This window comes from Kribbella endophytica, assembly GCF_054781295.1.
This window is the reverse complement of the sequence record NZ_BAAGUR010000006.1, coordinates 68,640-81,504: the sequence shown is the minus strand read 5'-3', so window position 1 is coordinate 81,504 and position 12,865 is coordinate 68,640. Positions and strand designations below refer to the sequence as shown.

15 protein-coding genes are annotated in these 12,865 nt (G+C 68.7%); 5 read left to right on the top strand and 10 right to left on the bottom strand.

Annotated elements, in window-relative coordinates; all coding sequences use genetic code 11:
* Positions 1-178: 178 nt before the first annotated feature.
* Positions 179-1,102: a MurR/RpiR family transcriptional regulator gene (locus ACYVIO_RS38385; protein WP_460655922.1), complete on the top strand. Its 924-nt coding sequence runs from the start codon at positions 179-181 to the stop codon at positions 1,100-1,102.
* Positions 1,103-1,106: 4 nt separating this feature from the next.
* On the opposite strand, the gene ACYVIO_RS38380 is transcribed toward ACYVIO_RS38385, so the two are convergent.
* The 4 genes from ACYVIO_RS38380 to ACYVIO_RS38365 form a co-directional block, all read right to left on the bottom strand.
* A complete protein-coding gene (locus ACYVIO_RS38380; RefSeq protein WP_460655921.1) occupies positions 1,107-1,688 on the bottom strand; it encodes a Chromate resistance protein ChrB in 582 nt (193 codons plus the stop codon).
* A gap of 49 nt (positions 1,689-1,737) precedes the next feature.
* Complete coding sequence (locus ACYVIO_RS38375) at positions 1,738-3,513, bottom strand: FAD-binding protein (protein ID WP_460655920.1); 1,776 nt, start codon at positions 3,511-3,513, stop codon at positions 1,738-1,740.
* Positions 3,510-4,229 carry a VIT1/CCC1 transporter family protein gene (locus tag ACYVIO_RS38370; protein ID WP_460655919.1) on the bottom strand — a complete coding sequence of 240 codons (720 nt, stop codon included), beginning with the start codon at positions 4,227-4,229 and terminating at the stop codon, positions 3,510-3,512. The genes ACYVIO_RS38375 and ACYVIO_RS38370 overlap by 4 nt, the downstream gene beginning before the upstream one ends.
* A 135-nt stretch (positions 4,230-4,364) precedes the next feature.
* Positions 4,365-5,099 (bottom strand): GAF and ANTAR domain-containing protein, encoded by a 735-nt coding sequence (locus ACYVIO_RS38365; protein WP_460655918.1) that lies wholly within the window; start codon positions 5,097-5,099, stop codon positions 4,365-4,367.
* Between the two features lie 154 nt (positions 5,100-5,253).
* On the opposite strand from ACYVIO_RS38365, the gene ACYVIO_RS38360 reads away from it, so the two are divergent.
* On the top strand, positions 5,254-5,436 hold the full coding sequence (locus ACYVIO_RS38360; protein WP_460655917.1) for a hypothetical protein: 183 nt from the start codon (positions 5,254-5,256) through the stop codon (positions 5,434-5,436).
* A gap of 110 nt (positions 5,437-5,546) precedes the next feature.
* Here ACYVIO_RS38360 and ACYVIO_RS38355 read toward each other — a convergent pair whose 3' ends face one another.
* From ACYVIO_RS38355 to ACYVIO_RS38330, 6 genes are all read right to left on the bottom strand, one after another.
* Positions 5,547-6,545 carry a hypothetical protein gene (locus ACYVIO_RS38355; protein ID WP_460655916.1) on the bottom strand — a complete coding sequence of 333 codons (999 nt, stop codon included), beginning with the start codon at positions 6,543-6,545 and terminating at the stop codon, positions 5,547-5,549.
* A 131-nt stretch (positions 6,546-6,676) separates the two neighbouring features.
* The gene (locus ACYVIO_RS38350; protein WP_460655915.1) at positions 6,677-8,170 is read right to left on the bottom strand and encodes an FAD-dependent oxidoreductase; all 1,494 of its coding nucleotides are present in this window, start codon (positions 8,168-8,170) and stop codon (positions 6,677-6,679) included.
* A 131-nt stretch (positions 8,171-8,301) separates the two neighbouring features.
* Positions 8,302-8,511, bottom strand: a complete 210-nt coding sequence (locus ACYVIO_RS38345; protein WP_460655914.1) for a hypothetical protein — start codon at positions 8,509-8,511, stop codon at positions 8,302-8,304.
* Complete coding sequence (locus ACYVIO_RS38340; RefSeq protein ID WP_460655913.1) at positions 8,511-9,245, bottom strand: molybdopterin oxidoreductase family protein; 735 nt, start codon at positions 9,243-9,245, stop codon at positions 8,511-8,513. The genes ACYVIO_RS38345 and ACYVIO_RS38340 overlap by 1 nt, the downstream gene beginning before the upstream one ends.
* The gene (locus ACYVIO_RS38335; RefSeq protein WP_460655912.1) at positions 9,242-9,445 is read right to left on the bottom strand and encodes a hypothetical protein; all 204 of its coding nucleotides are present in this window, start codon (positions 9,443-9,445) and stop codon (positions 9,242-9,244) included. The genes ACYVIO_RS38340 and ACYVIO_RS38335 overlap by 4 nt, the downstream gene beginning before the upstream one ends.
* Complete coding sequence (locus tag ACYVIO_RS38330) at positions 9,423-10,979, bottom strand: phytoene desaturase family protein (RefSeq protein WP_460655911.1); 1,557 nt, start codon at positions 10,977-10,979, stop codon at positions 9,423-9,425. Before ACYVIO_RS38330 ends, ACYVIO_RS38335 begins: the two co-directional genes overlap by 23 nt.
* 72 nt (positions 10,980-11,051) lie before the next feature.
* Between ACYVIO_RS38330 and ACYVIO_RS38325 the strand changes: the two genes are divergently transcribed.
* Genes ACYVIO_RS38325 through ACYVIO_RS38315 form a run of 3 tightly spaced genes read left to right on the top strand, consistent with a single transcriptional unit; the run spans position 11,052 to position 12,770 of the window.
* On the top strand, positions 11,052-11,471 hold the full coding sequence (locus tag ACYVIO_RS38325; RefSeq protein WP_460655910.1) for an SRPBCC family protein: 420 nt from the start codon (positions 11,052-11,054) through the stop codon (positions 11,469-11,471).
* Positions 11,468-12,328, top strand: a complete 861-nt coding sequence (locus ACYVIO_RS38320) for an SDR family NAD(P)-dependent oxidoreductase (protein ID WP_460655909.1) — start codon at positions 11,468-11,470, stop codon at positions 12,326-12,328. The genes ACYVIO_RS38325 and ACYVIO_RS38320 overlap by 4 nt, the downstream gene beginning before the upstream one ends.
* Positions 12,329-12,332: 4 nt before the next feature.
* A complete protein-coding gene (locus ACYVIO_RS38315) occupies positions 12,333-12,770 on the top strand; it encodes an SRPBCC family protein (protein ID WP_460655908.1) in 438 nt (145 codons plus the stop codon).
* Positions 12,771-12,865: the final 95 nt, after the last annotated feature.

Here is a 12,865-nt window from a genome sequence, read left to right as displayed (position 1 = left end):
GCGAACCGGTCAGACGGAAAAATTCGGCGTTGTGTTTGCTACCGAATATTCAGATGACGGTAATGATCACTACAATCGCTGTCAACGGGTCGGAGCATCGTTTACCTTGCGGTGATCTCGGGCCGGCGGATGTCATCATCAGTGCGTATCCGGAGAGCAACCGTGAGGCGGAGGAAATGTGTCCGTAGCCAAGACGCCGACGTTGCAGGAGCGCGTCGCCAGCCGCATGAGTTCACTGACAGCCACCGAACGCAAGGTCGCCGAGTACCTCGCGGCGCACCCGCAGGAAGCGGCGTTCGCGTCGGCCGAGGAGCTGGGCCGATCCACCGGCACCAGCGACGCCAGCGTCGTACGGACTGCCAAGGCGCTCGGATTCGACGGCCTGCCGGGCTTGAAGCGTTCCCTGCAAGGGCATCTGCAGACTCTGCTCACCCCGGCGAACCGGCTCAGCAACAGTCTGCAGAGCGTCAACGACGGACCGGAAGCGATGCTCAGCGCCACGCTGCGCGATCACATCGAGCGGCTGCAAGCGGCCGAGCGGACCCTGGACGGCGCCGAGTTCCGGCGCGCGGTCGAGCTGCTCGGGGCAGCCCGCGAGACCCTCGTCTGCGGCTTCGCCGGCCTGGACGGCGTTTCGGCGTACATCGCCACGCACCTGACCAGGATCGGACATCGCGCGCGGGCAGCCTCCGACACCGGCTACCGCCTCGCGGATCGCCTGCTCCTGCTGGGCCCTGAGGACGTCGCGATCGTGATGGCGCACAACCGGATCCAGCGCGAGAGCCGCGTCGTCCTCGACCACTGCATCGCTGTCGGCGTACCGGTGATCCTGCTGACCGACACGCTCGGCGAAGCCCTGCGGGACAAGGTGGACGTCGTCTTGTCGGCACCGATGAGCCGGCCCGGCACGTTCACCAGTCAGGCGACCGTGCTGATCCTCCTGGAGGCGTTGACGATCGCCGTGGCCGCACAGGATCGCGACCGCGCGCTCGCCGTCACCGGCCAGATGAACCTGCTCCGCGAGGAACTGAACGGCTACGAGCTCACCGACGAGACCGCCAAGGTGGCGGCCCGCCCCAAACGCCGTCCGCGGCGCAAGTGACGACTCAGATCTTGCCCTCGGTCCGTTCGTAGACGTCGGCCTCGAACTCCTCCAGCAACCGCTCGCAGTCGAGCACCTTGGCCCGCGCCAGCTCCTTGCCGTCGGCATCCATCCAGTCCCGGCCCTCCACCTTGGCCAGCCAGCGCCGCAGCTTCTCCAGGTCCTGCCGGATCTCCTCGGCCTCCTCGAAGGTGTAGTTCTCCCGGAACCGCTCGAACTCGATCTCCTTGACGAACTTGGTCTCGCACTCCTCGACGATCTCGGCGTACTCCTTGGCGGACTGGCTGCGGAATCCCTCGACGAACTGGGTCTGGGCGTCCTCGCCGACGTCGGTCAGGGTGAGGAAGACGCTCGAGCCACCGAGCTCGGTCACCTTCTCCCGGACCTTCTCCATCCCGGCCCGCAGCTCTTCGCGGTCGGGCAGCACGCACACGGCCTGCTGCACGTAGAACCCACCGAGCCGCTTCAGCTCCCGCCACACCGCCACGCGAGCGCGCGACGAGTCGCTGGGAACCTTGTAGATCAGCAGCAGCCACCGATCGCTGTTCACGTCGCTGGAAGCCGCCTTCTTCTGCCGAGTCGCCATGCCGGACAGGTTATCCGGCCCACCGGTGCCCGCGGGGTGCCGCGGGCGATCAGGCGCCGGCATGTCCGGTTCGTTCCCGCAGACCGTCGACGAGGTAGGGCATCACCTCCTGCCAGTCCGCGACCAGGCCCACGTCGCAGTGCGCGAAGACCTCGGCCGCCGGATCGGTGTTGATCGCCAGCACGGTCCCGGCCCGGCTCGCGCCGGCCAGGTGATTGTGGTTGCCGGACAGACCGACCGCGAAGTACATCCGCGGGGCCACGCTCCGGCCGGTGATCCCGAGCTGGCGCCCGTGCGGCAGCCAGCCCTGGTCGGTGACCTTGCGGGTGGCGGCCAGCTCGGCGTTCAGCAGCACACGGATCGGCTCCAACGCGCCGTACTGCGTGGGATCGACTCCGCGACCAACGCCGATCACCACCGTGGCACGGTCGAGCGCGTCGCCTTCATGGCCGGTCCGACGGTCGAACCGGGTGATCGCCGGATCGCTGCCGACCGGCAGGATCTGATGGCTGTACGCCGGAAGCTCGCGCGGTCGCAGCAACGGCAGCATCCCGGTGCGCAGCGTCGCGATCTGCGGCGATCCGTGGCTCACGATCTCGGCGAGGTTGCCCCCACCGGACGGCTTCAGGCCCGCCAGCCGCCCGTCGTCGCGGACGGTGAAGCTGACGAGATCGGACATGAGACCGGCGCCCAGGGCAACGGCCAGCCGGGCCAGCACCTCGCGCTCCCACGGCAGCGCACCACCGATCACCGCCCAGGGCGCCAGCTCGCCGATCATCCCGGCCATCACGGCGGCGGTGGGCCGTGGCTCGTCACCGGTCAGCGAGACCACCGAGTCGGCGCCCCAGCGCGCGAGGTCGGCGGCATCAGCGGTGGTATCAACGCGCACGGCAATCACCCGGCCGCCGATTTCCACGGCCAATTCCGCCGCGGCGGCGAGTAATGCGCGCGTGCATTCCTCGGGCGCCGGCCCGGTCAGCGCGAAAATGCTTTGATCGCCATTCACCGACAGCGGAACGGCGTGCGAGGACTCCGGTTGATGGCTGAAGGTGTCGAAACAGCCGCGGTTGAACAGCTCGGTCACGGCCCGGTCGGCCTGGACCTTCGGCGTACCGCGGAAGATGACCGGTTCGCGCGTCAGGCCGATCGGTCTGACGCCGGTGACCTTGGTGGGACTGCCCGCCAGCCCCCAGCGCGCAGGGGGAAGATCAGCCACGGTGACGTGGCGGATGTTCTCGCCACTGGGCCATTCCTCCACCGGGACTTTGCAGGGTGGGCAGGACCGTTCGGCGACGGCGATGACGGCGGGCAGGTCGATCAGCACCGACTCGGTGCCGTTGTCGTACTGGACGACAGCGCGCACGCGGCCCGCCTCCTGCTGCTCGAGATCGAGGACCGGACCGGTGAAGGGCAGGCCGAGCAGCTCGGCGACCATCGAACCGATCGCTCCCGTACTCCCGTCGACGGAGCTCGCGCCGACGAGGACAAGATCGGCGTCGCCGGCCAACCCCGCGAGAGCCTTCGCGGTGACCAGGCAGTCCGACCCCGCCAGCGCCGGGTCGCTGAGGTGAACGGCGTCGTCGATCCCCCACGCCAGCGCCTCGCGCAGGACGTCGGTCGCGGACGGCGGGCCCATCGTGACCGCCGTACTGCGGCCGCCTGACTCCTGGGCCAGCCGGACGCCTTGGGCGACGGCCCTCCGGCACCACGGATTCATCTCCGTGATCGTGCCGCTGCGCTCGAGGCGGCCGTCGGCATCGAGGCGACCACCGTGGTCACCCTTCGGTACCTGCTTGGCCAGCACGGTCACCCGGAGCGGTGTCACGACAGCCCGGTCCCCACCGCTAGGCCGATCAGGAAGGTCACTCCGGCCGACAGACTGCCGAGCAGGAGCTGGCGGCCACCGCCGTACCAGAACGGGCGGGCGGTGATCTTCGCGACGATGCCACCGGTGACCACGAGCCCGACCACGCTCAGCAGGAGCGCCGGCCAGACACTGACCACGCCCAGCAGGAACGGCAGCAGAGGAATCACCGCACCCACCGCGAAGGCCGCGAACGACGAACCGGCCGCCAGCCAGGGCGACGGCAGGTCGTTGGGGTCGACCCCGAGCTCTTCGCGGACGTGGACCTCGAGCGCGACGTCCGGATCGGCCGTCAGCTCCTTGGCGACCTCGGCGGCCAGCTCGGGACGCAAGCCCTTCGCCTCGTACATCAGCGTCAGCTCGCGCAGCTCGTCCTCGGGGTTGATCCGCAGCTCGCGGCGCTCGGTCTCGATCTCGGCCTGCATCAGCTCGGTCTGCGACGACACCGAGGTGAACTCCCCCGACGCCATCGAGCACGCACCGGCGACCAGACCGGCCAGCCCGGTCATGATCACGACCTTGCCGGTCGCGCCACCGCCCACCACACCGGCGACCAGCGCGAAGTTCGACACCAGCCCGTCCATCACCCCGAAGGTGGCCGGCCGAAGCCACCCACCGGTGACGTCCCGGTGCGAGTGGTGCAGCTCGGCCGGTTGGTCAACGACGTCCGCGGTCATCTCAGCAGTCCTTCCGCAACAGTTAGGTATGCGTAACCTTCCGTCCAACGCATCACCTGTTACATCAGACTAGACGTTACCTTCCTTCCGTGGCAACGGGTTCGCCGATCGGGCCGGGAGGTGAGACGCGAGCTACTACTGGTGGGCACCGGCTTCGGCGTCGCGGACGAGTTCGGCGGCTACGTCGCGGAGTTTGCGGTTCGTCTGGCGGCTGAAGCGGACCAGCGTGGCGAACGAGCGGCCGGCGGTGATCGAGTAGCGCTCCATCAGCAGGCCGACCGCCCGTCCTATCAGGTCGCGGGTATCGATGGCGGCCAGGAGGTTCTCGGCCCGCTGTGCGCTCGAGTAGGCAACGGCTGCTTGGGCGGCGAGCAACCGGCCGACGTGTTCGGACTCGTCGGTGAACGCGTCGACCTCGTGCGCGTACAAGTTGAGCGCGCAGAGGCTGTCGTCCTTCACGAACATCGGAAACGCCAGCATGCTCAGGGCACCCAGTGCGGCCGCACGCGGCGCGAACCGCGGCCACCGGGTCTCCCGACGCATGTCGACGACCCGAATGATGCGCCGCTGATGCAGAGCGTCCAGACACGGTCCTTCGCCGACCTCCGACATCAGCGCGTCGGCACGGGCCGGCAGAACGCCCGACTCGGCCTTGTGGACAACGTGTTTCCCGCCGTCCACCGCTGTCACGGAACCGGCCTGCGCTCCGGGCACGAGGTCCATTGCGGCTTCTACGGCTTCCCGCAGTACGACGTCGGGGTCGTCGACGTGATGCAGTTCCCGGGCCAGTTCGCTCAGCACATGGGCGAGCGCGTCCGGCCCGTCCTGAGGTGCCGGCCCGAGACTCCACAATCTGCGGCGATCGGTCACGAGCTCTCCCAACCATTCCTGGGTAGCACCGCGGAGCCGCCCAGTCCAGGGCTGACGAGATGCAGAAGAGGTCTTGCTCGCCGCGCTGTCAGCGGTCATAGTGGTTCAGCCTCAGACATTCGGGCGCCGCACACTGCGACCTGTCGAGGCTTCCATGCGCGATCACGACCCCAGCACCGTTCGCCAGCTGATCGTTGCCCTGCTCATCGTCGAGGACGAACTGCGCGCGGCCCGCTGCAGCGCCGATCTCGATCGACTGACTGCCCTGATCCGGCGCAAACAGTTCACCTTGCGTGAGCTACGCCGTCGTCACCGGCAACTGTCCGGCGTGGCCTGACCGCACCCACCGTCTGGTTGCGGGCCCGTCCCTCTCCGGAGGGGGCAGGGGGAGCGGGCCCGCAATCACCTTCCGCACCACCCCGGCTACAGAACGAGAAGCAGGTGGCGTCAGGAACTGTCCTCGTCGTGCGCGAGGCGTTCGCGCCGATCCTGTTCTCGCTTGGAATAGGCAGCGGCGCGAATCGCCTCGTCCGACTCCAGGCCGGAGCCGAGGCCACCGCCGACGGTTGCGGCCGACGCGACGAACCAGGCCAGGACGAACAGATCGCCATGACCTATCGGCACATCGACGTAGCCGCCCATCACGTCGGGGTCGAGGACGAAGTACGCCCACGCCAGGTTCACGACGTACAGAGCGCCGTAACAGATGAGTACGCCGACCATCAACGTCACCAGGGTCGAGGCGTTGTACAGGCGCGACCTCTCCCTTGCCTGCGGGGAGTCGTCGTCGGGGCGGTCCCACAGTTCGCCGTCGATCACCAGCCACCCGACGACGAGTGCGATCGATGCGACGGTCGCGACCACCAAACGCCACCACGACATCGAACCCGCCAGCAGCCAGACCGTCGAGTTGACCGTGGCCACGGCGCCGGTGGCCAGCGCTGCCACCAGCGCGGACTTCAGCCCGGGCACCAGCAGCCACGGCCGGTTGGCGAGCACCATCCCCACTAGCAGGCGCCACCGGCCACGCAGACGCGGGAGGACCACGTGGCGCTCACCGTTGACAGCCGGGTCAGCCATGCCGCTGACCAGTGAGCGCACGGCCCGACGGGCGCGATTGTGCATCCGGAACCCGCCCAGAGCAGGCAGTGACAGTACTGCCGTGTGCTGCTGTGGATCGGTTTCCACCAGCAGGTGCCGACCCTCACGGTCGTGCAGTGGGAGTTCGGTCAGACCGACCACGAGGTCCCAGTCCTGCTGACGAGCACGGTCCTGCAGCCGGCCCACCGCGGTCTCCACGTCCTCGGAGCCGGTGGTGAACGGCTCACTCACCACACTGACGTCCCACGTGTCGCTACCGTCGGGCGGGCCCAGGTCGGTCATCCCCCGGGCAATCTCGGTCGGCGCGGCCGGATCAGCCACGAGACCGACGCGGATGGAGTTCATGAGGGTCGGGTACCCGTTGTGGCCGCGAAGTACCGGCCTTGTCTCGTCGAACGGACTGGCCGCGGACGGATGGTCGGATCTCCGAATGACTTTCGCATAAGTTCGACACCGTCGGCGGCGTACCGCTGCTTCTACTCGGGAGGATGAAGCGGCGTGGTGGCCGGGCTGTCGAGTACGGCGCCGTCCGGGGTGAAGCGGGAGCCGTGGCAGGAGCAGTCCCAAGTCGTCTCGGCGCGGTTCCAGATCAGCGCGCAGCCCAGGTGAGTGCAGACCGGCTTCACCAGGTGCAGTTCGCCCGACGCATCGCGGTAGGCGCCGACCGTGGCGCCCTCGTGGTCGAGCAGGCCGCCGTCGCCGGGCTCGAGATGATCGGCGCCGCCGGTGAGGCGCTTGACGTGACCGGTCGCGAAATCCTTGCCGACGGCAAGATTGCCCTTGATCAGAGCAGCGACAGCAGCCGGCCCGCCGATCCTCGTCGAGTTGTAGAGGTCGACGTACGGGTTGGCGTGGCCCGCGATCTGGTCGGAGAGGATCTCGGCGGCGATCGTTCCCTGGGTGAGTCCCCACTTGTTCATGCCGGTCGCGACGAGAACCCGGTCGCTGCCGGGGACACTTCCGACGTACGGGAGGAGATCGGGTGTGCTGTAGTCGTGGGCCGACCAGGAGTACTCCGCTGTGATCGCGCCGGTGTCCCAGGTCGAGCGGACCCAGTTCAGCAGGGCCTCTTCGTTCGCACCGGTATCGGCCTGCGCGTTGCTGTCGGCATCGCTCGGGCTCGTGGTGGCGGGGCCTGAACCGACCACGATCAACCCGTTCGGTCCCCCACCAGGCCAAGGCCGGGTCGAACGGACCGGATCGTCGACAGTGATCGCCATCCCGGGCGGCGCCTGGACAGGCAGCCGTACGGCGATGCCCGACGACCGGCGCGGTCGTACTCGCGCGAAGAATCCGCCCGTGACGCCGAGGGGTGAAAGCGTCGCCATCACCGCATGACCGGCGCTGACGGTCGCGCCCGCCTCGGTGCTGACCACCACGCCGTCGGTCCTGGAATCGACGTCGACCACCCTCGTCCGGTCGTAGATCCGGCCGCCGCGTTCCACGAACGCCGCAGCCAGACCCGCCAGGTACTTCGCCGGATGAAGATGGAGCTGCTCGCCGAACCGCACGCCCGCCGCCGCACCCGGAACACCGACCTCGTTCGGTCCGGCCAAGGTGGCCGGCAGACCGAGATCAGCAGCCGTCGCGACCTCCTTCTTCAGCCACTCGAGGCGACCGGGATCGGTGCTGTAGGCGTACGACGGCGCCGTGGTCAGCTCGCAGTCGATCGCCAGCGCTTCCACCAGGCTGACGATCTGCATCATCGCGGCCTCGTTGGCCGCGCCGTACAGAGCAGCCTTGTTCCGTCCGTGCCTGCTGACCAGCTCGGTGTAGATCGCGCCGTGCTGGGACGTCACCTTGCCCGTCGTGTGCCCGCTCGTCCGGGCCCCGACGCCATGTGCTTCGAGCACGATCACGTCGGCGCCGTCATCGGCCAGCATCAGCGCGGTCGACAGTCCGACCACGCCGGCGCCGATCACCACGACGTCGGCCGCCAGCTCGCCGCTCGCCGGCGCGAAGCGAGGCATGGCAGCTGTAGCGAGCCAGACACTGCGAGGTGTGTCATCCATACCTGCCAGTACCCAGGCCGAACCAGCGGTTCACCGGGCCGCGATCAGGGCCTGCGGTGCCGCCTGTTTGATCCAGGTCAGGAGCCAGGTCAGCTGCTGGGTCGTCTCCCGCTCGCAGGCTTCGATGACATCCAGCAGCTCCTGGTCCCGAAGCCCTTGGGCTGCCTGCTCGACAACGGTCCAGTGCACAGATGCTCGACGTCCGGCTCGTCCTTGTGGTGCTCGGCAACCATCCGGAACGCGTCGCCCAGCGCCTGCTCCGAGTCGCGCAGCAGGCCGAGATAGCTCGCGAGATGCATCAGTCCTCCTTGCTCACCCGGACCGCCGACCACTTGAAGGTCGGTTGCTTCGACACCGGATCCCACTCGGTCAACGTGAACTCGTTGGCTGCCGTCGGCTCGACGGCGCTGCCGTAGTGGAACGGCACGAACACCACCCCGTCACGTCCCTCCCCGATCCGCGCCGGCCCGACCATCGACCCGCGCGCCGACTCGACCCGCACTTCGTCGCCCTCGGCAACACCGAGCTCGTTGGCGTCCGCCTTCGACAGCTCCACCCACACCGACGGCGCCGCGTCCCGCAGCCGCCGCGAGCGACCCGTCTTGGTCCGGGTGTGGAACTGGTACGTCGACCGCCCGGTCGTCGCGATCAGCGGTTCCCCGTCCTTGTCACGGAAGTCCATCCGCCGCGCGTAGTCGAGGAAGATCGCCAGATCGCTGCGCGCCTCCCCCGGCGGCTCGACGGCCTGCTCCGACAGGTGCACGGTCCGGCTCGCGTTCGTGAACGTCCCCTGCTTCTCGCCCCACATCCCCACCGGCAGCACCACGTCGGCGTACTGGGCGGTCTCGGTCAGGAAGCCGTCCTGTACGACGAGGAAAAGGTTGTCTTGGGCAAGGATCTCCCGGATCCGCGGCAGCTCCGGCAGCGACACCGCCGGATTCGTGGCCGAAATCCAGAGGAAGTCGATCGACCCCTGCTCGACGTACCGCCACAGCTGCATCGCGTGCGTCGGCGGTGCCCAGTGCGGAATCACCAGCCGTTCGACGTTCCACAGCCGCGCGAGTTCGTCGACTCGATGTCGTTGTAGCTGCTCGGCTGCCCGTTCGACCCGAAGGTCTCCTTGAGCGCCGCGGCGGCGGTCGCCGTACAGAGCCTGGTGTTGTCGTCCATGTGCGGCGTCCCGAGCCCGGCCTTCCCGATCACGGCCAGGTCACCGACGCGCGATGCGCGCATGGAGGAGTGCGGCACGCGCGGCATTGGACCCGCACGCGCCATGGACTCCGCCACCAGGGTGAGCGGAGGCCGAAGCGAGGTAGAGGCCCTTGACCGGGGTTTCCGCGCGACCGAGCCCCGGGATCGGGCGGAAGACGAGCTGCTGGTGAAGTGCCGCGGTGCCTCCGTTCACGGCACCACCGACCAGGTTGGCGTTGCGGGACTCGAGGTCAGCAGGCGCAAGGATTCGGCGCCGGATGATCCGGCTGGCGAAGCCGGGCGCCGCCCGTTCGACCTGGTCCTGGATGCGATCGGCGAAGCGTTCGACCTCGTCGGCATTCCATGCGCCGGTGAAGTCCGCGTCGCCACGGATCCGCTGCGGGACGTGCGTGTAGGCCCAGACCGCCTCCGTCCCGGCGGGCGATCGCGAGGGATCGGCCGTCGTCATCTGACCCATCAGCAAGAACGGCTCGTCCGGGACCCTACCCGCCGCGATCTGCGCTGCCGCGAGGCTGAGCGAGTCCACCGAGTCGGCGAGATGAACCGTTCCCGGCGACGCCGAGGGCTTCTCCTGCCACGGGATCACCCCGTCGAGGGCCCAGTCGACCTTCACCGTCCCCGGATCCCACTCGAACCCGCGCAGCGCCCGTTTCACCCGCGCCGGGACCGCGTCGGCCGGCAGCAGTTCGCCGTACAAGGCGGGCGCCGACACATCAGCGAGCACAGCACGTCGTACGGGCAAGAGCTCGTCCGCCGTCCGTACGCCGGTCACGCGACCGCCGCTGACGTCGAGGCCGGTGACTCGCTCGCCGCAGCGGATCACCCCACCGCGCGCCTCGAACCGCCGAGCCAGCGCCAGGCTCAACTGACCGGCCCCACCGCGCGGGACGGGGTAACCGAACTGCTGCCCGAGCATCACCAGCAGCCACCCCATCAGCCCGGAGCCGGCCGACTCGGGACTGATATCCGCATGCTGCGCGTTCGTTGCGAGCAACATCTTCGCCGCGTCGCCCTGGAAGCTCCTGTCCCCCAAAGACCGAACCGACGACGCGAGCAGCCGGACCCGCTCCAGGCCCCGCCGCCCGAGCAGATGCCGCGCCAGCGCGGCCCCCGAGCGCACCGGCGGGAACGGGTCGAGCAGCAGCCCGACCATCCCGCGCTGGATCCGGCGCCAGTCGTCGTACATCTCCAACCACCGCTCACCGTCACCCGGCGCCATCTTGTCCAGCGCCGCGGCGGTGTCGAAGGGGTCGTTGTGCACGATCGCCCAACCACCGTCGGTCATCGGGTTGCCGACGGGAGCGGGCGCGTTGGACCACTCCAGCCCCCACTCGTGCAAGCCCAGCGCCTGGATCGTCGGCGAGACCGCGGCCAGCGGGTAGAACGAGCTGAAGGTGTCGTGGACGAACCCGTCCGCGACGTCCTCGGCGCTGCGGACGGCGCCGCCGACCTGCTCGTTCGCCTCGAGGAGGACCACCTCCCAGCCCTGGTCGGCGAGCAGGTTGGCCGCGACCAGCCCGTTCGGGCCGCCGCCGATCACGATCGCGTCTGTCATGACGGCCCGGTGTCCACGAGCCGTCGACTCATGCGCGATGGGTACTGGTCAGGGATGAGCGAGAACGAGTGCATGATCCACGCATCTGTCGACGAGGTCTTTGCCGTCCTGACCGACGGCTGGTCGTACGCCGGATGGGTGGTCGGTGCGTCCCGGGTCCGGGACGTCGACGCCGAGTGGCCGCAGCCCGGTTTCAGCATCCACCACTCGGTCGGGACCTGGCCGCTGCTCATCGACGACACCACCACGGTCGAGGAGTTCGTCCCGGGCGCCTTCCTGCGGCTCCGGGTCCGCGCCTGGCCGACCGGTGAAGGCCAGGTCGAGTTCGAGGCGACCGAGAAGGACGGCGGATGCCATCTGGTGATGCGCGAACACGCCGTGAAGGGGCCTGCCGCACTGATCCCTCAGCCGCTGATCGACCCGGTCCTGAGCCTGCGCAACACCGAGACGCTGCGTCGGCTGCGCCTGATCGCCGAGGGACGTCAGGCGTGATCGTCGCGATCACCGGCGCGTCGAGCGGCATCGGCCGGGCTGCGGCCCTGGCGCTCGCCGAGCGCGGCGACACCGTCGTACTGGCCGGGCGGTCCCGGTCCAGCCTCGACCGGGTCGCTGCCGAGTGCCGCGACCTGGGTGGTGACGCGGTTGTCGCGCCGACCGATGTGTCCGACGCCAAACAGGTCGAGGTACTGGTGGAACTGACCGTCGCGCGCTGCGGGCGCATCGACGTACTGCTGCACTGCGCGGCCGTGATGGCGTACGGCGAGTTCGCGCAGGTTCCGCCCGAGGTCTTCGAACGCGTCCTACGCGTCGACATCGACGGCACCGTCAACGTCGCTCGCACAGCGCTCCAGAGGTTCACCGAACAGGGCGGAGGACACCTGATCCTCGTCGGGTCGGTCATCGGCAAGATGGCGCCGCCGTTCATGAGCTCGTACGTGATGAGCAAATGGGCCGTCCACGGCCTGGCCCGCGCCTTGCAGGCGGAGGTCAGGTCCATCCCCGGCGTCGAGGTCAGCCTGGTGTCCCCCGGCAGCATCGACACCCCTGTCTACCAACGCGCCGGCAATTACATCGGCCGCGTCGGCCAACCGCCTCCGCCGGTCAGCGACGTCGACAAGGTCACCAAGGCGATCCTGTCCCTGACCCGTCGCCCCCGCCGAGAACTCTCGGTCGGCCCGGCCAACGCCCTGATGGTCTTCGGCTTCCGCTTCGTCCCAGCCGTGTACGACGTCCTGGTCGTCCCGTTGATGAAGCGGCTCGGTCTGTCCCGTACACCCACCGATCCGACTCCCGGCAACGTCTTCGACCCAGCTGATGATCTTGCCTCCCCGCCTTCGAAAGAGAGTTGACTCCGTGCCCGCCGTTTCGCGCACCTTCACCGTCGACGCGACCCCTGAGGTCGTCGTCCCGTACCTGGCCGACTTCGGCAACGCCGAGCAGTGGGATCCCGGGACCGAGCGCTGTACCCGCAACGACGACGGACCGGTCAAGGTCGGCGCCTCGTGGCACAACACCTCGAAGATCGCCGGCGTCAGCACCGAACTGACCTACACCCTCGAAGGACTGGCCGGAAACCGCGTCGTCCTGGTCGGCCGCAACGACACCGCCACCTCGACCGAGACCATCGAGGTCACCCCCCGCGGCACCGGATCGAGCATCACCTACACCAACACGATCGATTTCCAGGGCGCCGCCAAACTCGCCAACCCCTTGGCCAAGCTCGTCTTCGAAAAGGTCGGCAACGACACCGAGAAGCAACTCACCGACGTACTCAACGCGCTGGCCCGATAGACCGAACACGACCTGCCGTTTGTGCGACTGGACGGCCTGCACGAAGTGTCCGGTGTCGGAGTCCGTGGAACACACATGAGTGTCGCCGCGCCCGC